This window comes from Nonomuraea pusilla (assembly GCF_900109355.1).
In the GTDB taxonomy this organism is placed as follows: domain Bacteria; phylum Actinomycetota; class Actinomycetes; order Streptosporangiales; family Streptosporangiaceae; genus Nonomuraea; species Nonomuraea pusilla.
The window spans coordinates 562,925-583,294 of record NZ_FOBF01000004.1 but is presented as its reverse complement, the minus strand read 5'-3'; the positions used below and the strand labels follow the sequence as shown (position 1 = coordinate 583,294).

The following is a 20,370-nucleotide window of genomic DNA, read 5'->3' as shown; positions in this document are numbered from 1 at the left end:
GTGCCGGTCTCCGGCGTCAGGCGCCGGCTGAGACCGGCCGGGGACGGTCCGGTTCGAGGACGACCGGCAGCCCGAGGAGGTAGCGCACGCTGCTCTGCCGGTAGTGCAGGCTCCCGGAGTCGCGGGCGAGCTCCATGCCGGGGAAGCGCCGTACGAGCGTGCCGAGCGCGATCTGCAGCTGGGCCCTCGCCAGCTCCGCCCCCAGGCAGTGGTGGTGTCCGTGGCCGAAGGCCAGGTGAGGGTTGTCCTCGCGCCCGATGTCCAGCACGTCCGGGTCGGTGAAGAACGACGGGTCGCGGTTGGCGGCGACGAGCGACGCGACCAGGAGGTCCCCCTCGGGGAGCCGCCTGCCCCCCGCCTCGATCGGGACCGCCACGTGACGGGCGATGGTGACCGGGAAGGGAGTGATGACGCGCAGAAGTTCCTCGACCGCCGTGGGGACCAGGGCGGGATCGGCGACGAGGCGCTCCCACCGCTCGCGCCGGCGCAGCAGGGCCGCCACGCTGCTGGCCAGCATCGTGGTCGGCGCCCGGTGCCCGTTCACCATCAGGAACCTCGCGAGGGAGACGAGGTCCTCCTCACGCAGCCGGTCCCCCTCCGCTTCGACGACCCAGCCGAGCAGGTCCGCCGAGGGACGTTCCCTCCTGGCCGCGATCAGGCCGCGCAGGTAGTCGTCGATGTCGCCGTGCGCCTTGGGCGGCGGGGACGCCAGCCGTTCCACGATCCACTCGTGCAGGTAGTCACGGTCCTTCGCCGGCACGCCCAGCAGCTCGCACAGCACGATGACCGGGACGGGGTAGGCGAACGCCTGCAGGAGGTCGACGACCTCGCGTGAGGGGACCGCGTCCAGCAGCGCGTCGACCTCGCGCTGGACGCGCGGGCGCAGCCCTTCCACCCGCTCGGGCGTGAGGTGCCGCTCGGCCAGCCGGCGCAGCCGCGCGTGCTCCTGCCCGCTGATCGTGATCAGGTCCAGTTCGCCCCTGTGGGCGAGAGCCGGGTCGTCCGACTGGAGCCGGAAGCCCGCGGTGATCTCCACCTCCCCGATCAGCCGCGGGTCGGCCAGCAGCGCCGTGGTCGCCTGGTGCCCGGTCACGATCCACGACGCCGTCACGCCCGCCGCGTTGACCGGGTGGACCGGTCCGAGCTCCCTCAGCCGCCGGAGCGCCTCGGGGTCGTTGAGCCGCGTGGGGGTGAGCGCCTGGAGCCGTGCCGGGGACGGCGCGGGGACGTCGTCCCGCCGGCCGGATCCCGCCAGCAGGGTGGTGGTCGCGGACACCACCTCCCCGGGGTCCGCGGTGTGGAGCACCAGAACGGGGCAGGGCGGATCCGGGACGCCGGCTCCGGGAACCGGGCCCTCGCCGTGCGCGTCACCGGCGACCACCACCGCGATCACGCGCTCCGGGTGGCGGTCCGCGACCTCCACCGCGGCCGCGCCGGCCGCACGGCCGCCGAGCAGCACGGCGCGGTGCGGGCTCTCCGGCGCCGCCAGGAAGTCGATGATCTGGTCGACGCCGTCGTGGGCGTCGGCGCCGGCGTCGGCGTCGGCGTCGGCGTCGGCGTCGGCGTCGGCGTCGGCGGAGATCCTGACGGTCCAGACCCGCCAGCCCCTGCCGGCGAACTCGTCCGCGAGCCCCGGAGACGCCGCCTCCGCGCCGAGGACGACCACGGCCCGGTCGGCGGCGTCCCGGGTCGAAACCTCTGCCATCCCGGCCCCTCCGCATGTCCAGACAGCCGGAACGCACCGTTCGGCCTTGGTGATCACCGTTTCCCAGCAACCTTGTGAAGGACTTGCCGGCGATTGCGGGCACCTTGTGGATCACCGCCCAGGCGCCCCGATCCGCGCCTCGACCTGGCCCTTGACGCGCTTCTCCGGGCGACACGGAGACGACGATCGCGACGGTGATCGACCGCGGCGCTCGACGCTGACGGCCGCGTCCCGCACTTGTGAACCCTTGCCACGGCCCAAGGCGATCCCGCCCCCAAACCTGACCGGGAAAGCAGGATGTGACGACAATCCGCCCACCCGTCGCCCTGGGCTCCTGCGCGCCGCCGGACTGACGCCGGGGGCGGATCTAGCTCCGGGGCAGGGTGGACGGGGCGAAGCCGAACGCGCGTGAGAAGGCCGCGGTGAACGACGCCGGGGAGGAGTAGCCCAGGCGGCTCGCGACCTGGGTGACGGTGGACGTGCGCAGCAGCGGGACCGAGGCGACGAGCCGGGCGCGGGTCCGCCAGGCGGCCGGGCTGATGCCGGCCTCGCGGCGGAAGCGACGGGTGAAGGCGCGCTCGCTCATGGCCAGGCGGCGCGCCCAGGTCTCGTTGGTGACCTGGACGTCGGGGTCGGCGAGGTAGGCGCGGCAGAGGCCGGCCAGGTCCGGCGACGAGGGCAGCCCGACGTGGAGCGGCACCGGGCTCAGGCGGGTGATCTCGTGCAGCAGCAGTGCCGCGACCGCCCCCTCGCGGCCGGCGAGGTCGTACTCGGCCGCGAAGTCGACGGCGACGAGCAGCAGCTCGCGCAGCAGCGGGGTGACGTCCACGACGGCGCACCTGCGCGGCCACCAGGGCACGGCGTCCGGCTCGATGTAGAGGCTGCGGGTGCTGACGTCGAGCATGGTGACGCGGTGGCGGGTGCCGGCCGGGATGAGGACGGCGCGGTCGGTCGGCACCATCCACGTCTCGTCGTCGGTCTCGACGATCATCACGCCCGTGGCGCCGTACAGGAACTGCGCGCGCCGATGCCTGTGCCAGTCGAGCACCTGTCCTGAGGCGTAGTCGGTGCCGATGGGCAGCACGGCTCTCGCGACCCGGTCGACGTCGTCGAGCTGAACGTTCCGCACAGGCGGAAGCGTAGTGGCCGACTCTCGAAACATCACGACCGGCCTTCGATTGTCCGCCGCGAGGCGGCGCCGGTTGACTCGTGGTCGTGACTGTTCTCGTGCTGGCCGGGATCGGCCTCCTCACCGGCCTGACCACCGTGCTGTTCGGATTCGGCGGCGGGTTCGTCACCGTTCCCGTCATCGTGTGGGCCGACGCGCGGCTCGGCGCCGACGCGGCCCACGTCGCGGTCGCCACCTCCGCCGTGGTCATGATCGTCAACGCCTTCACGGCGACGGTCGCGACCGACCGTGCCGTCCTCCGCCTGCTGCGCCGGAGCGGGACCCTGCCGGCCTTCCTCGCCGTCGGCGGTGCGGCCGGCGCGCTCGCGACCCGCTGGACCCCGGCGTCCGTGACGCAGTGGGCCTTCGTCGCCTACCTGCTCGTCACGATCGCCGACGTGCTCCTGCGGCCCGGCTTCCTCCACCGCCCGGCTGGACGTACGGCCGCCGCCTCCGCTCCAGGAGCGGCGGCCGGTCGCATCCGGGCCCCGCTGGGCGTGCCCATCGGCGTGGCGGCGTCGTTCCTCGGGGTCGGCGGCAGTGTCATGACCGTCCCCCTGCTTCGCAGGCTGGGCCACGACATGCGCACCGCCACCGCGCTCGCCAACCCGCTGACGCTCGCCATCGCGGCGCCGGCGCTCGTCCTCTTCTTCGGCGAGAACGCGAGGACCACCGCGTCCGCGGGCGTCCTCCTGTGGGGTCCGGTCGATCTCGGGGCCGCGGCGGCGCTCCTGGCGGGCGCCCTGCCGATGATCGTCGTCATGCGCCGCCGCCCGCCCCGCATCCCCGACAGGCTGCACGCGTGGAGCTACCTGGCGCTCCTCGTCCTCGTCACCACCGCGATGATCGGCCTCTCCCTCGGCCGCACCTGACGGGGGCACTGCCTCAGTGGCGACGATCCGGTTCCAGCCGGGGCGATGGGGCTCGGCGTCGGGTTCGTCACCCACGCGTTCCGCCAGGACGCCGCGCTCACCTTCCTGGGCGGCGTCGCCGTCCACGGGGGCCTCTATCTCAGCCCCGATCCGTGGGAGCCCTACGTCGAGGAGCACGCCCGCCGCCTGGACGTCCTGGGCCACGTCACCTTCCTGACCACCCGGGACCTCCGCCGGGGCGAGGAGGCCGATCCCGTCGCGCTGGCCCGCGCCCTGTGGCCGCTGGACGAGATCGCCGGACGGTACGACAGGCTCGCCGCGGTGGCGGAGCCTCGGCTCCGGGCCCTCCAGGATCATCCGGAGCCGTCGGAGCCGCGGCGGCTGACCATCGCGGTGGAACCGGCCGCGGAGTTCACCCGGGCGATGGAGGCCGACCCGCTGCTTCCCCCCGAACTGCTCCCCCGGCCCTGGTCCGGCGCGCGGGCCCGCACGCTGACCGCGCGTTGCTGGTCGCTGCTGGAGGAGCGGACCGGCGAGGACGACGGCGCCATCCGCCTGTTCAGTCTCTACGGCGGCCTGAGCCGCCTGGCGGCGGGCGCCTGACGCGCCGTCGCACCGCTCCACGCTGAGCACGGCGAGTCGGGGATCGCCCTCGCCGCCGTGCTCCCTGGCCCGGACGGACCTGAACCCGCCGGGTCAGTTGTTCGCGATGAAGTCGGCGACCAGCCGGTTGAACTCGTCGGCGTGCTCGATCATGGCCCAGTGCCCGCAGCGGTTGAGCAGCACCAGCCGGCTGTTAGGGATGTTCGCCAGCAGGTACAGCGAGGTCTCGAACGAGACGACGCGGTCGTCGCGGCCGTGGATGAGCAGGGTCGGCACCTGGATCGAGGGCAGCAGCTCCGGCTTGACCCACTTCGGCAGGGGGGCGCCCTTCGGCAGGCCGTCCACGTAGTTGCGCAGGTGGTCGGGACGGGCCAGCGCGGCGTCGGAACGCGCCCGGCACAGCTCGGGGGTGGCGAACCGGGCCTTGTCGTAGACCATGATCTCGACGAGCCGGCGCATGTTCTCCGGGCTCGCGTCGCGGTAGGCCTCGATCAGCACCTTCAGGCCCTCGGAGGGGCCGTCACCGGCGCCGAAGAGCGTGGGCGTCCGGCCGACCGGCGGCCCCATGGTGACCAGGTGGGAGATCCGGCCGGGGTGCTCCGTCGCGAGCCGCAGCGAGGTCTGGCCGCCCATCGAGTTGCCGACGAACGCCGCCCTGTCGATGCCGAGGGCGTCCAGGAACTGGATCGCCGCCTCCACGTGGTCGAGCCGGTCGACGGTCGCGGGGTCCGACTCGCCCCAGCCGGGCATGTCCACGGCGTGGACGTGGAAGTGCTCGGCCAGCGCCTCGATGTTGCCGGCGAAGTTGCTCCAGCCCGTCGCGCCCGGTCCGCTGCCGTGCAGCAGCACGACCGGGTGACCGGAGCCCGCCTCGTAGTAGCGGAGCTTCCAGTCCTCGGTCTGGACGGTGCGCGCGATGTCCTTGGCGTGGAGGGTCATCGGTCGCCCTCCCCGCTCGTGGCGGGCGCGGCGGCCAGCAGCTCGGCGACGACGCCCGGCGGACGGTGGCCCCAGCTGTGCAGCCTGTCGAGCGTCCTCACCTCCCACGTCTCGTCGTCGATGACCAGCCCGCCCCAGCCGTACTCGACGCTGAAGCCCGACGGGGTGAAGACGTAGAAGCTGAACATGTGGTCGTTCGGGTGCATCCCGAGCGTCATCTCGAACGGCCGCCCGGCGTCCATGCACCGGTCGAAGGCCAGGCCGACGTCTCGGATGTCGGTCACCTCGGCCATGAAGTGATGGGTCCTCTTCGGCGACGGCAGGTCGCCGAAGGCCACGGTGTGGTGACGGCCGTTGCAGTGCAGGAAGATCAGGTCGGCGACCACGCCCGGGGCCAGTTCCTCGACGATGACGTCGCTGACCTTGAAGCCGAGCAGGTCGATGTAGAAGCGCAGGTAGGTCTCCCGCGGGACGCCGTGCGCGAGGAGGACCTGGTGGCCCGCGCCGCCGGCGCCCGTCACGAACCGGCCGAGCAGCTTCGCGGACTCGAACGGCGTGGCGGCGTCGGCCAGGCCGGTGACCAGCTCGACCCGGTTGCCCATGGGGTCGGCGGTGACGAAGATCCGCTCGACCTTGCGGGCCGCGGCGAGGGCGTCGTCGCCCTCCGTGACCTCGACCCCGGCCGCGCGGAGCTTCTCGACCAGCGCGTCGAGCGCGGCGGCGTCCGAGACCTCGTAGCCGGTGGCCACCAGGTCGTCGGCGGGCCCCGCGGTGACGATCCAGCGGTGGGCCTTCTCGTCGGTGCGCAGGGTGAACCCGCCGTCGGTCTTCTCGCCGAACTGCATGCCCAGCAGCTCGACGGCGAAGTGCTCCCAGTCGGCGAGGTCGCCGACCTCGTAGACGACGTAACCGAGTTCCTTGACTCCGGACATCTCTCTTCTCCTTCTCGGGTAACCGGTCTCAGGCGGGCACGGCGAGGCCGCTGACGTCGGCGGCGGCGACGAACCTGTCGGGGCGGAGCGCCACGGCGCGGGCGCCGTACCTGCGCAGCCACGGCAGGAGGACCTCGTCGAGGTCGACCAGCTCGTCAGGGCCCCGCGTGTACGCCGTCTTCGGCCGCACCGGGACGTAGCGGGCCCCGAGCGCGTCCCAGCCCGCCTTCTCCTCCGCCGTCAGCAGGGTCGCGGGGTCGACGTCGTCGCCGAGCAGGACGAAGCCGTCGCCGAGGAGGTCGTCGAGGCGCGCCATGCGGCCGACGGCGTCGCCGGCGGTCGGCTGCGGGACCATCCGGCCGACGATGCTGGCGTCGCCCAGCGGCCCCCTGATCCATCCGCCCTCGAGCACCGGCGGGGCGATGAGCGGCGGCTCGAACGGGGTGACCGTGTCCTGAGGGACCACGTTCATCGCGGCCTGCTCCTCTTCGGACAGTTCCTGCTTGATGACCCGCCCGAGCTCGACCGCGAGCCCCGTGTAGAAGGCGGCGTTCGGGCGCCGCTCCGCCTCGTAGGTGTCCAGCCAGCTCTCGGGCAGCTCGCCCTTGATCACGCGGGCGAGCTTCCAGCACAGGTTGTGGGCGTCGCGCATCCCGGTCTGCATCCCGGCGCCGGCCCACGGCGGCATCAGGTGGGCCGCGTCCCCGGCCAGGAACACCCGGCCCTCGCGCCAGGTGTCGGCCATCCGGGTGTGGTGCTTGTAGAAGGCGTGCTGGTGGATCTCGACGTCCTCCTCGGTGACGCCGATCGCCTTGAGCAGCGGCCACACCTCGGCGCTCGTCGGGTAGCTGTCAGGGGACTCGTCGGGCTTGAGCGGGATCTCCCATCGGTGGTTGCCGGCGGAGAGCGCGATGTCGACGACGGGCCGCTCCTTGTCGGACCAGAAGGTCAGGAAGTCCCGGTCGGGCCACCACCGCTTGACGCGGCAGTCGATGACCACCCAGGTGACGTCGTTGGTGTCGCCCAGCAGGCGGCAGCCCACCTCGCCCCGGATCGTGCTGCTGCCGCCGTCGGCGCCGATCGCGTAGCGTGCGCGGGTGGTGCGGGTCTCGCCGGTCGCGGTGTCCGTCGAGGTGACGGTGACGCCGTCGGCGTCCTGGTCGATGCCGGTGACCTCGGCGCCGTAGCGGACGGCGACGCGGTCGCCGTGCTCCTGGGCCGCCGCGCGCAGCTCGGCCTCCATCGTCGGCTGGTAGATGTTGTAGAAGCGCGGCCTGCGGCCCAGCGTGGAGGGCGGGTGCTCGACCCGCATGATCTCCGTTCCGCCGTAGGTCACCCAGCGGAGCGCCCGCTGGGGGTCGATCTTCTTCTCGATCCGCTCGTCCACGCCGAGGTCCTGGAAGATCCGCATCGTCCAGTCGTTGACGGTCACGGCCCGGGCCCGGGGATAGATGTCCTTGTCCCGCTCGAGGGCGACGGCGGAGACGCCGTACCTGGCGAGGGTGAGTGCGGCGATCACGCCGGTCGGGCCGTACCCGACGATCGCGACGTCCGCGTCGTAGCTCTCGGTCATGCGCTGACTCCGTTCTCGGCCGCAGGTGCTCGATGCGGCACTTTTGGACCAAACGTTCGGTCCAATAGTGAGGAGGGTAACAACGAGCAGCGGCGACGTGTCAAGACCTGTCCCGGACGGAGCACCCCGCCACCGCGGCCGCGCCGCGGGGATGAGCCGGCGTCTCCGGGTCCCTAGACTTCGGCAGGTGGACAAGCCCGCGCCGGAGGCGCACACCGGAAACCGCCGCGGCCGCCGGTCGCGCCAGGAGATCCTCGACGCGGCCGCCCGGGTGATGTCCGTGCGCGGCTACGCCGGCACGTCGATCTCGACGCTGGTGAAGGAGACGGGCCTGCCGAAGAGCGCCTTCTACCACCACTTCGAGTCCAAGGCGGGGCTGCTCTCCGCCGTCATGGCGCAGGGGGCGCAGGGCTTCTTCCAAGCCATGCGCGAGGCCCACCGCGACCCGCCGGCCGGCGGCACCCCGCGCGAGCGCCTGGGGTGGTACCTGCGGAGGACCGGCGAGGTCTTCATGCACCACGAGGAGTTCCTCCGGCTGCTGCTGGTCCTCGTGATGAGCAACGAGGCCGCCGAGGCGCCGGAGGCGATGCGGACCGTGATCGCGGTCCGCGGCGAGGGCCGCGACCACATGCGGCACATGATCCGCTCGTCGTTCGCGAGCGAGGGCGAGGACGCCGCGAACGCGGTCGCGGACGCCCTCGCCCACTTCGGCATGGCCGGGTTCGACGGCGCGTTCGTCTCGCTCCAGTCGGGGGACGCCAAGCCGATCTCCGAGTTCATGGAGCAGCTCGCCGACGCCATGGTGGCGATGGGCGAGGCGCTGATCGCCGCCCGCTGAGGCGTCGTCCCCCGGCCCCGCCGGTCAGGCCGGGCGCTTCCCGCGCTCGGCCGCCATCGTGAGCGCGATGTCGACGATCATGTCCTCCTGGCCGCCCACCAGCCGGCGGCGTCCGCACTCCATGAGGATGTCGCGGACGTCCACGCCGTACCGCGCCGCGGCGGCCTCCGCGTGGCGCAGGAACGACGAGTAGACGCCGGCGTACCCCAGGGTGAGGGTCTCCCGGTCGACGCGCACCGGACGGTCCTGCAGCGGGCGGACGATGTCGTCCGCGGCGTCCTGGAGCTGGAACAGGTCGCACCGGTGCTCGAAGCCCGAGAGGTCCGCGACCGCGACGAACGCCTCCAGCGGGCAGTTGCCCGCGCCCGCGCCGTGACCGGCCAGCGACGCGTCCACCCGGTGGACGCCGTTCTCGACCGCGACGACGGAGTTGGCGACCGACAGCGAGAGGTTCTCGTGGGCGTGGATGCCGATCTCGGTCCCGGCGTCGAGGACGTCCCGGTACGCCCGCACCCGCGCGGCCACGTCGTTCATGGTGAGCCGGCCGCCGGAGTCGGTGACGTAGACGCAGTGCGCGCCGTAGGACTCCATCAGCTTCGCCTGGCGGGCCAGCTCCTCCGGCGGGGCCATGTGGGAGAGCATCAGGAAGCCGGACACGTCCATGCCGAGCTCGCGCGCCGCGGCGATGTGCTGCGCGGAGATGTCGGCCTCGGTGCAGTGCGTGGCGACCCGGACGGAGCGTACGCCGAGGTCGTGGGCGCGCTTCAGCTCGTGGACGGTGCCGACTCCCGGCAGCAGCAGCGTGGTGAGGCGGGCGTTCACCAGCACCGACGCCGCCGCTTCGATCCACTCCCAGTCCGTGTGCGACCCGGGGCCGTAGGTGAGCGACCCTCCGGCGAGGCCGTCGCCGTGCGCGACCTCGATCGCGTCGACACCGGCCCGGTCGAGCGCGGTGACGATGCGCTTGACGTCCTCCGTGGAGATCCGGTGGCGTACGGCGTGCATCCCGTCGCGCAGCGTGACGTCCTGGACGAAGATCGGGGTGCCCATCACAGGCCCGCCTTCCGTGCCGCGATGCGCTCCGCGACCCGCAGGCCGGCGGAGGTCATGATGTCGAGGTTGCCGGCGTAGGCCGGGAGGTAGTGCGCGGCGCCCTCGACCTCGAGGAAGACCGACACCTGGTGGGTGGGCCGGGAGGCGCCGCCGGCGAGGAGCGTCCCGACCGGCTGGCCGGCGGGCACCTCGGTGATCTGCACCTGCTGTTTGAGCCGGTAGCCGGGGACGTAGGCCGCGACGTCGGCGACCATCTTCTCGACCGACCGCCGGATCTCCTCGCGTGCGGCCGGGTCCGGCGCGGTGACGAGGCACAAGACGGTGTCCCGCATGATCATCGGCGGCTCGGCCGGGTTGAGGATGATGATCGCCTTGCCCCGGCGCGCCCCGCCGACCTGCTCGATGGCGGCCGAGGTGGTCTCGGTGAACTCGTCGATGTTGGCGCGGGTGCCCGGACCGGCCGACCTGGACGCGATCGACGCGACGATCTCGGCGAACTCGACCGGCACCACACGGCCGACGGCGGCCACGATCGGGATCGTGGCCTGGCCGCCGCAGGTGACCATGTTGACGTCGGGTGCGTCGAGGTGCTCGTCGAGGTTGACGGCGGGGACGACGTACGGCCCGATCGCCGCGGGCGTCAGGTCGATCAAGCGCCTCCCGAGCGGGGTCAGCTTCGCGGCGTTCACCTCGTGCGCCTTGGCCGAGGTCGCGTCGAAGACGATCCCGATCTCGTCGAAGCCCGGCAGCGCCATCAGCCCGTCGACGCCCTCGTGCGTCGTCGGGACGCCGAGCCGGGCGGCGCGGGCCAGGCCGTCCGACCGGGGGTCGATGCCGACCATGGCCCCCATCTCGAGGTGCCGCGCCCCGCGCAACACCTTGATCATCAGGTCGGTGCCGATGTTGCCCGACCCGATGATCGCGACCTTCGTCCTGCTCATGGTGCTGCTCCTTCGGTGAAGCGGACCGTCACCGTGCCGAGGCCGGACAGGGTGGCGGTGACGGCGTCGCCGGCCGCGACCGGCCGCATCGGACCGAGCGCGCCGGACAGGACGACCTGCCCCGCCCGCAGCGGCTCGCCGAGGTCGCGGGCTGTGCGGGCCAGCCACACGAGCGCCTCGACCGGGTCGCCCAGGCAGGCCGCGCCGGTCCCGGTGGAGACCTCCTCGCCGCCGATGCTCATCGACATCACGACGTCCACCGGCTCGAACTCGTCGAGGGTGCGGCGCTCCGTCCCGAGCACGTAGGCGCCCGAGGACGCGTTGTCGGCGACCGTGTCGCCGAACGCGATGTCCCACCCGGCTATCCGGCTGCCGCAGATCTCGAGCGCGGCGACCGCGTGCTCGACCGCGTCCCGGACCTGCGGGGCGTCGAGCGGGCCTTCGGCCAGGTCGGAACGGAGCACGAAGGCGACCTCCGCCTCGACGCGTGGCTGGAGGACCCGCCCCACGGGGATCGCGTCCCCGTCGGCGTACGCCATGTCGTCGAAGAGGACGCCGAGATCGGGCTGGTCGACGCCGAGTTGCCGTTGCACCGCCTCCGAGGTGAGGCCGATCTTGCGGCCGACGATCCGGGCGCCGGCGGCGACGCGGCGAGCGGTGAGCGCGGCCTGGACGGCGTACGCGGCGGCCAGGTCGTCCGGGCCGATGAGGTCCCGCACGGGGGCGCACGGCACGCCGGACGCGAACGCCGCGGCGAGCCGCTCGACCGCGGCGGCGATGTCGGGCCGGCTCGTGGCGGCGGGCCCGGTGGTTTCGTTCACACCCCCACTGTGCAGGCAGGATGCGGTGCCAACCAGCACATCGTCTCGTTCAGCGATACGCTGCGAGTGTGACGGAGACGGCCGACCTCGACACCGTGCTGGGCAAGGCGGTGACGATCCTGCGCGCCTTCCGGCCCGAGGACCGCGTCGTCGGGCTCGCCGAGCTGGTGCGGCGCACCGGCCTGCACAAGGCGACCGTGCACCGGCTGTCCGGCGACCTGGTCGCCAACCGCCTGCTCGACCGCGCCGACGGCGGCTACCGGCTCAGTGGCGGCCTGTTCGAGCTCGGGATGCTCGCCTCGCTGGAGCGCAGCCTGCTGGAGGTGGCGATGCCGTTCCTGCAGGACCTCTACGAACGCACCCACGAGACCGTCCACCTCGGGGTGCGGGAGGGTCACGACGTCGTCTACGTCGCCAAGATCGGCGGCCACCGCCAGGCCAGGGCGCCCTCGCGCACCGGGGGGCGGATGCCGCTGCACTGCACCGCGATCGGCAAGGCGCTGCTCGCGCACGCCGGCGCCGACCTGCGGCGCGAGGTGCTGACGGGGCCGCTCGAGCGGCGCACGCCGCACACCGTCGTCGCGCCTGGCATCCTCCGGCGCCAGCTGCGGCGCGTCACCGAGACCGGCGTCGCGTTCGAGGTGGAGGAGTCGGCCGCCGGGCTCGTGTGCGTCGCCGCCCCCGTGCTGGGGCGCGGTGACGAGCCGGTCGCCGCGATCAGCGTGGCGGGCCCCACCGGCAGGTTCCGGCCCGAGGGGCACGTGACGGCGGTGCGCGCGGCGGCGGCGGCGCTCGGCAGCACGCTGATCAGGCGCGATCTCCTCCGGTGAACCCGGCGGCTCAGAGCGCGCGCGTGATCGCCTCGGCCGTGGCCGTCAGCGCGGCGACGAGCGACGGCACCTGCTCCGGGGAGTGGCGGACGCTGGGCATCGAGATCGACAGCGCCGCGACGGTCGCGCCGGCGCGGTCCGTCACCGGGCACCCCACCGCGACCAGACCCCGCTCGGTGCGTTCGAGGTTGAGCGCGACGCCGCTGCGTCGTACGGACCGGAGTTCGCGGCGGAGCCGCGCCAGGTCCGGCGGTTCCTCGGCGGGGTCACCGCGATCGGCGGCGTAGAGGAGCTCCAGTTCCTCGTCCGGGAGCGCCGCCAGCGCCACCAGGCCGCCGGTGGCCTGGTGGGCGGGGAAGACCATGCCTTCGCGGCTGCCCACCCGCAGGGCCTGAGCGCACTCGACGGAGGCGATGAAGCGGACGTTGCGGCCGGTGCGGATGCTGAGGTTCACCGTCTCGTCGATCCGGTCCACGAGCGCCCGCATCGGCCCGAGGGCCGCCGCGCGGAGCGCGCCGACGTCGGACCGGGCGCGCTCGGCGAGGGCGAGGACGGGGCCCACCCGGTAGGTCCGGTCCTCGTCCTGCACCGCGAAGTCGCGGTACACCAGCGCGGTCAGCAGCCGGTGGGCGGTGGAGCGGGCCACGCCCAGCCGTTCGGCCGCCGCCGAGACCGTGATCGCCCCGTCGAGCTGGAGGATCTGTGCGAGTCTGAGGGCGTGGTCGACGCTGTTCGGCGCGTAGGCCGGCGGGGTCTTCATCGGCTTCGCCATGGGACGATCCTGACACACCCTGTTCCGCTATGCAGAATCCTCTTTTCCCGATCTGCCGCCTCGGCGGATAGTCGGGGCCATGTCCGACGTGAACGCCACCAGGTCGCCGGTCAAGATCGCGGCTGAGGACCGGCCCGACCAGCCTCCCCTCAGCCCGGATCTGGAGGACCTCTACCGAGGCTTCGAACAGGCACTGCTCGTCCCGCTGTGGACTGAGATCGGCGACCTGATGCCGCGGCACCCGCGCTCCAGCGCGCGGCCGCACCGCTGGGAGTGGAGCGAGCTGCTCCGCCTCGCCGGACGCGCCGGGGACCTGGTCCCGGTCGGCCGCGGCGGCGAGCGCCGCGCGATCGCGCTGGCCAACCCGGGCCTCGGCGGCAAGCCCTACGCGACGCCGACCCTGTGGGCCGCGATCCAGTACCTGATGCCGGGCGAGGACGCGCCCGAGCACCGGCACAGCCAGAACGCGTTCCGCTTCGTCGTCGAGGGCGAGGGCGTGTGGACCGTCGTGGAACGCGACCCGGTGCCGATGCGGCGGGGCGACTTCCTCCCCCAGCCCGGCCTGCACTGGCACGCCCACCACAACGCGGCCGGCACGCCGATGGCCTGGATCGACGGGCTCGACATCCCGTTCCAGTACGGCGTCGAGGCGCAGTTCTTCGACGTCGGCCGGGACACCCTCACCGACGACGAGCACGCCACCCCCGATCGCTCACGCTCGGAACGGCTCTGGGGGCACCCCGGCCTGGCGCCGGTCTCACAGCTCGCCCGCCACCAGGGCACCCCGCTGCTGTGCTACCGCTGGGCCGACACCGACGCCGCCCTGTCCGACCAGCTCGCGCTGGAGCGGGAAGGGCACGGCGGAACGGTCGAGCCGGGCCACGCCCTGGTCCGCTACACCGACCCGGCGACCGCCGGCGACGTCCTGCCGACGATCCGGGCGCAGTTCCACCGGATCACGGCGGGTGTGGAGACCGCGCCGCGCCGGGAGACCGGCTCGTCGGTCTACCAGGTCTTCGACGGGTCCGGCCGGGTCACCGTCGGCGACCGCTCCTGGACGGTGACCCGCGGCGACCTCTTCGTCGTCCCGTCCTGGCAGCCGCTGTCGATCCGTTCGGAGGCGTCGGCGTCCGACTCCGACTCGGGCGCGCTCGACCTGTTCCAGTTCAGCGACGCCCCCATCCTCACCAAGCTCGACCTGTACCGCAGCCACACCGAGAAGGGCAGCCGATGAAGCTCGCCACCATCCGCCTGGGTGACCACCGCACCGCCGCCGTCCGCGTCGACGGCGACCAGCTCGTCGAGGTGGGCAGGGCCGACGTCGGCGCGGTGCTGGCCGCGCCCGGCGGTCTCGCGGCCGCCGCGGCCGCCGACGGCCCCCGGCACCCGCTCGCCGGAGCCGACCTCGCCCCGGTCGTGCCGCGGCCGGGCAAGGTCGTCTGCGTCGGGCTGAACTACCAGAACCACATCAAGGAGATGGGCCGCGACCTCCCGGAGTACCCGACCCTCTTCTCCAAGTTCGCCGACACCCTCATCGGCGCCAGGGACGCGATCCGGCGCCCGGTGGAGACCGAGCAGTTCGACTGGGAGGCCGAGCTCGCCGTGGTGATCGGCCGGCAGGTGCGCCGGGCGGACGAGGAGCAGGCGGTCGCCGCGATCGCGGGGTTCACCGTGCTCAACGACATCACCTGCCGGGACTGGCAGTTCCGCACCCGGGAGTGGCTGCAGGGCAAGAACTGGGACTCCACCACCCCGATCGGTCCGTTCCTCGTCACCGCGGACGAGACCGGCCCGCGGCCGGCGCTCGACGTCCGCTGCGAGGTCGACGGCCGGGTGATGCAGTCCGACAACACCGGCGACCTGCTCTTCGACCCGGTTCACCTGGTCCGCTACGTCTCGACGATGGTGCGGCTCAACCCGGGCGACGTGATCGCGACCGGCACGCCGGGCGGCGTCGGCCACGCGCGCAGGCCACCGGTCTTCCTGAAGGGCGGCGAGCTCGTCGTGACCGAGATCGAGGCGCTCGGCAGGCTCGAGAACCGCGTCGTCCCCGAGGGCGTGTGATGGCGCGCGACCTGGCCACCGCGCTCGGGTGGGTCGACGCGGGGACCCGGCTGTGCGCGTCGGCGATCGCCGGTCTCTCCGAGGAGGAGTACGGCGCCGCTTCGGCCCTGCCGGGCTGGACGCGCGGGCATGTCGTGGCGCACCTGGCGGCGAACGCCGAGGCGATCGGCAACCTCGTCCGGTGGGCGCGAACCGGCGAGGAGGCCCCGATGTACGCCTCTCCGGAGGCGCGCGCCGCGGGGATCGAGCGGGGTGCGCTGCTGGGCGCGGACGAGCTGAACCGATGGTTCACCGAGTCGGCCTCGGCCCTGGCGGCCGCGATGGCGGCACTGCCCGAGGAGGCGTGGCGAGCCGAGGTGGTGACCGCCCAGGGTCGCGCCGTGCCGGCGAGCGAGACCCCGTGGATGCGCGCCCGCGAGGTGATGGTGCACGCCGTGGACCTCGCGGTCGGGCTCACCTTCGCCGACCTCCCCGACGGCTTCCTGCGGGAGCTGCGGGAGGACATCCGCGCCAGGCGGGGTCACGACACGGTGCCCGACGTCACGGGATCCCTCGCCGACGTGACCGCCTGGCTGGCCGGGCGACCGGCGGACGGAGTGACCTCCGCCGGCGGCGGCCTCCCCCCGACCCTGCCTCCATGGCTGTGACGACAAGGACGGACCCCATGGGCACCTCCCCCTCCACCCGCGCCGACGTGATCGTCGTCGGAGGCGGCATCGGCGGCCTCTCCACCGCGCTCGCCCTGACCCGTCAGGGCCTGCGGGTCAGGGTGTACGAGCAGGCGTCCGCGTTCGGCGAGGTCGGCGCGGGGCTGCAGCTCGCGCCGAACTGCACCCGCATCCTCGACCGCTACGGGCTGCTCCAGGAGGCCACCGCCCTCGGCGTGCTGCCCGAGACCATGGTCATGAAGGACGCCGTGGACGGCGGCGAGCTGACCCGGCTCGACCTCCGCGACGTCGAACGCCGTTACGGCCACCCCTACCTGGTGATCCACCGCAGCGACCTGCACGGGATCCTGCTCCGCGCCTGTGACCGGGCGGGCGTCGAGCTCCTGACCGACGCCCGCTGCACCTCGTACGAGAACGTCGACGGCGGCGCCCGGGCCGGTTTCGCCGACGGCCGCGCCGACGAGGCGGAGGTCGTGATCGCCGCCGACGGGCTGCACTCGGTCGCCCGCGAGCTGCTGGTCCGGGACGAGCCGGTGAGCTCCGGGTACGTCGCCTACCGCGGCGCCGTGCCGTTCGAGCGGGTCGCCGGCAACGGCGTCCACGAGGACGACGTCGTCGTGTACGTCGGCCCGCGCTGTCACTTCGTGCAGTACCCGCTGCGGGGCGGGGAGACGTTCAACCAGGTCGCCGTGTTCGAGTCGCCGAAGGCGCTGGCCGGCGAGGACGACTGGGGGACCCCCGACGAGCTGGACGCGGCGTTCGCCGGGACCTGCGAGCAGGTCCGGAAGGGGCTGCCGCTGATGTGGCGCGACCGGTGGTGGCGGATGTACGACCGCGACCCGATCACGACCTGGGTGACCGGCCGGATCGCGCTGCTCGGCGACGCCGCGCACCCTCCCCTGCAGTACATGGCGCAGGGTGCGATCATGGCGATCGAGGACGGCTGGGTGCTCGGCGAGCACGTCGCCGCCCAGCGTGCCCGGCGGGCCGGGCACGGCTCGGGCGTGGACTGGGACACGGTGCTCGCCGCCTACGAGGCTGTGCGGCCCGAGCACTGCCGCCGGGTCGTCACCACCGCTCGGGCCTGGGGCGAGCTGTGGCACCTCGAGGGCGCCCGGAGGCTGCGGCGCAACGCCCTGCTGCGCGGACGCGACGTCCACGACTACTCGTTCGTCGACTGGATCTTCGGTCCCACGGCGCTGACCCCCGAGGACGAGCCGGAGATGTTCCGCCCGATCCCTCTCGACGCCTCGTCCTCGGACCCGGCCGGCTGATCGCGGGCCGGCCTCGGACCAGCCGGCCGTCGCGCGCCGACGTCCGCGGAGCGGGTCACCGGCGTTCTCCCAGGAAGGCGGAGAGCACCGCCGGGGGCAGCACGCCGCCGTCGGCGAGCGGTCGCCGGCGAAGGAACTCCTCGGCGGATCGGCCGGACGCACCGGCTTCGCGGAGCACCTGGACGGCGTGTCCGGCGGGGAGCAGGTCGAGCCAGCGGAGCACGGCCGCCCGGTGCGCGCCCGCGTCCAGCTCGCCGTGCACCCTGAGCCTGGCCAGGCCGCCGTCGGGGAAGACGTCGAGCCGGACGTGGGTCACCGGCGGGGCGGACACCGAGCGGAGGAAGTGCCGGGTGTCCGGCTGCAGCCGGGTCCTCGGCACCAGGTCGAACCACTCGGCGTCCTCATCCGGGTGATCGGCGTCCGTCCCGCGCAGCGAGGCCCAGCCGGGCGCGTTGCCGACGAAGCACGACGTGTCGATCTCCACGCGGCGGACCTGGCCACGGGCCGCCAGCCTGATCGTCACATGGTCGTTGCCGTCGTCGCGGCGGCGGGCGTTCTCCCAGCCGTCCGCCATGACCCTGGCCCTGCCGGGCAGCAGCAGGTGCACCGGCGAGGAGTAGAAGGAGTTCGAGCAGCCCACCACGGCTCCCCCGTGCTCCAGCGCGGCCAGGTCGATCGTGCCGTCGAGGAACCGCGGATCCGGCACCGGCTCGCCGTGCACCCGGAACCGGGCCACCCCGCCGTCGGGGTGGATGCTGAGCCGGACATGCGTCCAGCGTCGCCGGTCCGTCACCTCGAACGCGTTCCCGGTGTCACCCTTGATCGCGCTCTTCTCGACGATCGTCTCCCAGCTCGCCCGCTCCAGCTCCGCCGCTGACGGAGCCCCCTCGACGCTGGTCGCCTCCACCGAGGCGTACGGCGGATGGTTGCCCTTGAACCAGGCGGTGTCGATCACCACGCCGCGCACCACTCCCGGGACACCGAGCCGGACGATCGCGTGGTCGTTCCCCGGCTCGCGACGGCGACGGGTCTCCCAGCCGTCGTACACCTTGCCCTTGTGGCCGAAGTCCTCCGCCGAGAAGACGGCGGGCCCAGGCTTGATCAGGTTCTCCCTTTCGGCGAACAGCTCGTCGTTGGCGTACACGACGCTGCCGGCCAGCGCACGCGAGGCCAGGTCAGGAAAGCGGGCGAAAGTCATGCTTCTCCTCGGTTGAGCAGTCGGCCCTTCGGCGGGCCGTCGACATCGATCCGTACGCCGCGCAGCCAACCGGCGCGGACGACCCCGGCGAGCGATCGGCCGTGGTAGGGCGTCACGGGGTTGCGGTGGTGCAGCCGCTCCTTGTCGACCGTGAACACCTGGTCGGGCGCGAACACGCAGAAGTCGGCCTGGTAGCCCGGCGCGATCCGGCCCTTGCGGGCCAGTCCCGCCAGCTCCGCGGGACGTCCGGCCGTCCAGCGCGCCACGTCGGCCAGCGTGTGGCCGCGCCGTCTCGCCTCGGTCCACACCGCGGGCAGGCCGAGCTGCAGGGACGCGATGCCGCCCCAGGCGAGGCCGAAGTCGCCGCTGTCGAACCGCTTGAGCTCAGGTGTGCACGGCGAGTGGTCGGAGACGACGCAGTCGATCGTGCCGTCGGCGAGCCCCTGCCAGAGCGACTCGCGGTTGGCCGCCTCGCGGATCGGCGGGCAGCACTTGAACTGGGTGGCCCCCTCGGCGATCTCCTCGGCGCTGAACGTCAGGTAGTGCGGGCAGGTCTCCACGGTGATCCGGACGCCGTCGTGCCGGGCCGAGCGGATCATCGGCAGCGCGTCCGAGCTGGACAGGTGCAGGATGTGCACCCGGCAGCCGGTCCGGCGGGCCAGCTCGATCACCCGCGCGATCGCGAGGTTCTCCGCACCGCGCGGGCGGGAGCGCAGGAAATCCCGGTAGCGCGCGCCACGCGCGGCGGGGGCACGGTCGATCACGTCCGGGTCCTCGGCGTGCACGACCATCAGCGCGTCGAACCCGCGGATCTCCCGCAGCGCGTCCGCCAGCTCGTCCGGCTCCAGGTGGCGGAACTCGTCCACGCCGGAGTGCAGCAGGAAGCACTTGAATCCGAACACGCCCGCGTCGTGCAGCCCGCGCAGCTCGCGCAGGTTGCCGGGCACGGCACCGCCCCAGAAGCCGACGTCGACGTGCACCCGGCCCTCGGCGGCGTTCCGCTTCGCCCGCAGCGCCTCCGCGTCGGTGGTCGGCGGGACGCTGTTGAGCGGCATGTCGATGATCGTCGTGACGCCGCCGGCCGCGGCCGCCCGGGTGGCGCTCCCGAATCCCTCCCACTCGGCCCTGCCGGGGTCGTTCACGTGCACATGGGTGTCCACGAGTCCGGGCAGGAGCACCTCGTCGTCGCCGAGCTCGATCACCTCGGTGGCCGCGAGATCCGCGTCCAGCGGCTCGACCGCGGCGACCGTCCCGCCCCGTACGCCGACGCTGCGCGCCACCTCTCCGGCCGCGGTGACCACCCGGCGGGCCCTGAACACCAGGTCCAGCTCGGCCATCAGGCGCCACCTCCCTGGCCCGGCCGTCCCGCGTCGGCCGGCCGGACGCCGGCCGCGGTCCCGGCGGCGATCGGCCACCCGGTCACGGTCTTGGGGCGGGGCGTCCCGTAGGTGCGTACCTTGCTGGTGGTGAGGCCGAGCCGGACGAGCCCTTCGGCGAGGGCGACCGCGGCGGCGACGCCGTCGACGACGGGCACCCCGGTGGCGCAGGTGATCGCCTGGTCGAGGCCGGCCATTCCGCCGCACCCGAGGCAGATCACCTCGGCCCGGTCGTCGACGACGGCTCTGCGGGCCTGCGCGACGATCGCCTCGACGGCCAGGCCGGGCTCCCTCTCCAGTTCGAGGACCGACAGGCCGCTGGCCCTGATCGACGCGCACCGGCCGGCCAGCCCGGCGAGCCGCAGCCTGTCCTCGATCTGCGGCACGGCGCGGTCCAGGGTGGTGACGACCGAGTACGTGCGTCCGATCAGCATCGCGACCTGCGCGGCCGCCTCGGTGATGTCCACCACGGGGACGTCGAGCAGCTCCTGCAGCCCCTCACGGCCGTGCTCGCCGTATCCGGCCTGGATCACCGCGTCGTACGGCTCGTCGTACCGGACGACCCGGTCCATCACGGCGACCGCCGCCAGGTAGCTCTCGAAGTTCCCCTCCACCGACTCGGGCCCGAACGACGGAGTGAGGCCGACGATCTCGACGCCCGGCGACGCGTGCGCCGCGGCCTGGGCGCGGATCGTGTCGGTCATCGACGCGGTGGTGTTCACGTTCACGATGAGGATGCGCAT

General features: G+C 73.4%; 20 protein-coding genes. 8 read left to right on the top strand and 12 right to left on the bottom strand.

Annotation, left to right across the window (positions count from 1 at the left end):
• Positions 1-16: 16 nt before the first annotated feature.
• Positions 17-1,705, bottom strand: coding sequence for a cytochrome P450 (locus tag BMX74_RS11660; RefSeq protein WP_091100108.1), 1,689 nt, complete (start codon positions 1,703-1,705; stop codon positions 17-19).
• A 367-nt stretch (positions 1,706-2,072) separates the two neighbouring features.
• On the bottom strand, positions 2,073-2,834 hold the full coding sequence (locus tag BMX74_RS11655) for an AraC family transcriptional regulator (protein WP_055502907.1): 762 nt from the start codon (positions 2,832-2,834) through the stop codon (positions 2,073-2,075).
• Between the two features lie 86 nt (positions 2,835-2,920).
• On the opposite strand from BMX74_RS11655, the gene BMX74_RS11650 reads away from it, so the two are divergent.
• Together BMX74_RS11650 and BMX74_RS11645 are read left to right on the top strand one after the other, a co-directional pair.
• Complete coding sequence (locus BMX74_RS11650) at positions 2,921-3,745, top strand: TSUP family transporter (protein WP_091100207.1); 825 nt, start codon at positions 2,921-2,923, stop codon at positions 3,743-3,745.
• Between the two features lie 45 nt (positions 3,746-3,790).
• A complete protein-coding gene (locus tag BMX74_RS11645) occupies positions 3,791-4,348 on the top strand; it encodes a PaaX family transcriptional regulator C-terminal domain-containing protein (protein ID WP_091100106.1) in 558 nt (185 codons plus the stop codon).
• Between the two features lie 93 nt (positions 4,349-4,441).
• On the opposite strand, the gene BMX74_RS11640 is transcribed toward BMX74_RS11645, so the two are convergent.
• The 3 genes from BMX74_RS11640 to BMX74_RS11630 are packed head-to-tail and all read right to left on the bottom strand — an operon-like array spanning position 4,442 to position 7,792.
• Positions 4,442-5,287 (bottom strand): alpha/beta fold hydrolase, encoded by an 846-nt coding sequence (locus tag BMX74_RS11640; protein WP_091100104.1) that lies wholly within the window; start codon positions 5,285-5,287, stop codon positions 4,442-4,444.
• Positions 5,284-6,219, bottom strand: coding sequence for a VOC family protein (locus tag BMX74_RS11635; protein ID WP_055502910.1), 936 nt, complete (start codon positions 6,217-6,219; stop codon positions 5,284-5,286). Before BMX74_RS11635 ends, BMX74_RS11640 begins: the two co-directional genes overlap by 4 nt.
• 28 nt (positions 6,220-6,247) lie before the next feature.
• Entirely contained in the window at positions 6,248-7,792 is a 1,545-nt protein-coding gene (locus BMX74_RS11630; protein WP_091100101.1) for a bifunctional 3-(3-hydroxy-phenyl)propionate/3-hydroxycinnamic acid hydroxylase, read from the bottom strand.
• A gap of 187 nt (positions 7,793-7,979) precedes the next feature.
• Here BMX74_RS11630 and BMX74_RS11625 point away from each other — a divergent pair, with 187 nt between their 5' ends.
• On the top strand, positions 7,980-8,630 hold the full coding sequence (locus BMX74_RS11625) for a TetR/AcrR family transcriptional regulator (RefSeq protein WP_201784511.1): 651 nt from the start codon (positions 7,980-7,982) through the stop codon (positions 8,628-8,630).
• Positions 8,631-8,654: 24 nt separating this feature from the next.
• Here BMX74_RS11625 and dmpG read toward each other — a convergent pair whose 3' ends face one another.
• Genes dmpG through BMX74_RS11610 form a run of 3 tightly spaced genes read right to left on the bottom strand, consistent with a single transcriptional unit; the run spans position 8,655 to position 11,445 of the window.
• Complete coding sequence (dmpG, locus tag BMX74_RS11620; RefSeq protein ID WP_091100100.1) at positions 8,655-9,680, bottom strand: 4-hydroxy-2-oxovalerate aldolase; 1,026 nt, start codon at positions 9,678-9,680, stop codon at positions 8,655-8,657.
• A complete protein-coding gene (locus BMX74_RS11615; RefSeq protein ID WP_055502914.1) occupies positions 9,680-10,624 on the bottom strand; it encodes an acetaldehyde dehydrogenase (acetylating) in 945 nt (314 codons plus the stop codon). Before BMX74_RS11615 ends, dmpG begins: the two co-directional genes overlap by 1 nt.
• Entirely contained in the window at positions 10,621-11,445 is an 825-nt protein-coding gene (locus tag BMX74_RS11610; protein ID WP_055502915.1) for a 2-keto-4-pentenoate hydratase, read from the bottom strand. Before BMX74_RS11610 ends, BMX74_RS11615 begins: the two co-directional genes overlap by 4 nt.
• Positions 11,446-11,513: 68 nt before the next feature.
• On the opposite strand from BMX74_RS11610, the gene BMX74_RS11605 reads away from it, so the two are divergent.
• Positions 11,514-12,275: an IclR family transcriptional regulator gene (locus BMX74_RS11605; protein WP_055502916.1), complete on the top strand. Its 762-nt coding sequence runs from the start codon at positions 11,514-11,516 to the stop codon at positions 12,273-12,275.
• Positions 12,276-12,285: 10 nt separating this feature from the next.
• Here BMX74_RS11605 and BMX74_RS11600 read toward each other — a convergent pair whose 3' ends face one another.
• Entirely contained in the window at positions 12,286-13,047 is a 762-nt protein-coding gene (locus BMX74_RS11600; protein ID WP_055502917.1) for an IclR family transcriptional regulator, read from the bottom strand.
• A 79-nt stretch (positions 13,048-13,126) separates the two neighbouring features.
• Here BMX74_RS11600 and BMX74_RS11595 point away from each other — a divergent pair, with 79 nt between their 5' ends.
• Genes BMX74_RS11595 through BMX74_RS11580 form a run of 4 tightly spaced genes read left to right on the top strand, consistent with a single transcriptional unit; the run spans position 13,127 to position 17,053 of the window.
• Entirely contained in the window at positions 13,127-14,281 is a 1,155-nt protein-coding gene (locus BMX74_RS11595) for a cupin domain-containing protein (RefSeq protein ID WP_055502918.1), read from the top strand.
• Positions 14,278-15,111 (top strand): fumarylacetoacetate hydrolase family protein, encoded by an 834-nt coding sequence (locus tag BMX74_RS11590; RefSeq protein ID WP_091100096.1) that lies wholly within the window; start codon positions 14,278-14,280, stop codon positions 15,109-15,111. Before BMX74_RS11595 ends, BMX74_RS11590 begins: the two co-directional genes overlap by 4 nt.
• Complete coding sequence (locus BMX74_RS11585) at positions 15,111-15,758, top strand: maleylpyruvate isomerase family mycothiol-dependent enzyme (protein WP_091100093.1); 648 nt, start codon at positions 15,111-15,113, stop codon at positions 15,756-15,758. Before BMX74_RS11590 ends, BMX74_RS11585 begins: the two co-directional genes overlap by 1 nt.
• Positions 15,749-17,053, top strand: a complete 1,305-nt coding sequence (locus tag BMX74_RS11580) for an FAD-dependent oxidoreductase (RefSeq protein ID WP_256256880.1) — start codon at positions 15,749-15,751, stop codon at positions 17,051-17,053. Before BMX74_RS11585 ends, BMX74_RS11580 begins: the two co-directional genes overlap by 10 nt.
• A gap of 55 nt (positions 17,054-17,108) precedes the next feature.
• Here the strand turns inward: BMX74_RS11580 and alc are convergent, their stop codons facing one another.
• The 3 genes from alc to BMX74_RS11565 are packed head-to-tail and all read right to left on the bottom strand — an operon-like array spanning position 17,109 to position 20,370.
• Positions 17,109-18,251, bottom strand: coding sequence for an allantoicase (gene alc / locus BMX74_RS11575; RefSeq protein ID WP_091100090.1), 1,143 nt, complete (start codon positions 18,249-18,251; stop codon positions 17,109-17,111).
• Positions 18,248-19,588, bottom strand: a complete 1,341-nt coding sequence (gene allB, locus BMX74_RS11570; RefSeq protein ID WP_055502922.1) for an allantoinase AllB — start codon at positions 19,586-19,588, stop codon at positions 18,248-18,250. Before allB ends, alc begins: the two co-directional genes overlap by 4 nt.
• Entirely contained in the window at positions 19,588-20,370 is a 783-nt protein-coding gene (locus BMX74_RS11565) for an aspartate/glutamate racemase family protein (protein WP_055504008.1), read from the bottom strand. Before BMX74_RS11565 ends, allB begins: the two co-directional genes overlap by 1 nt.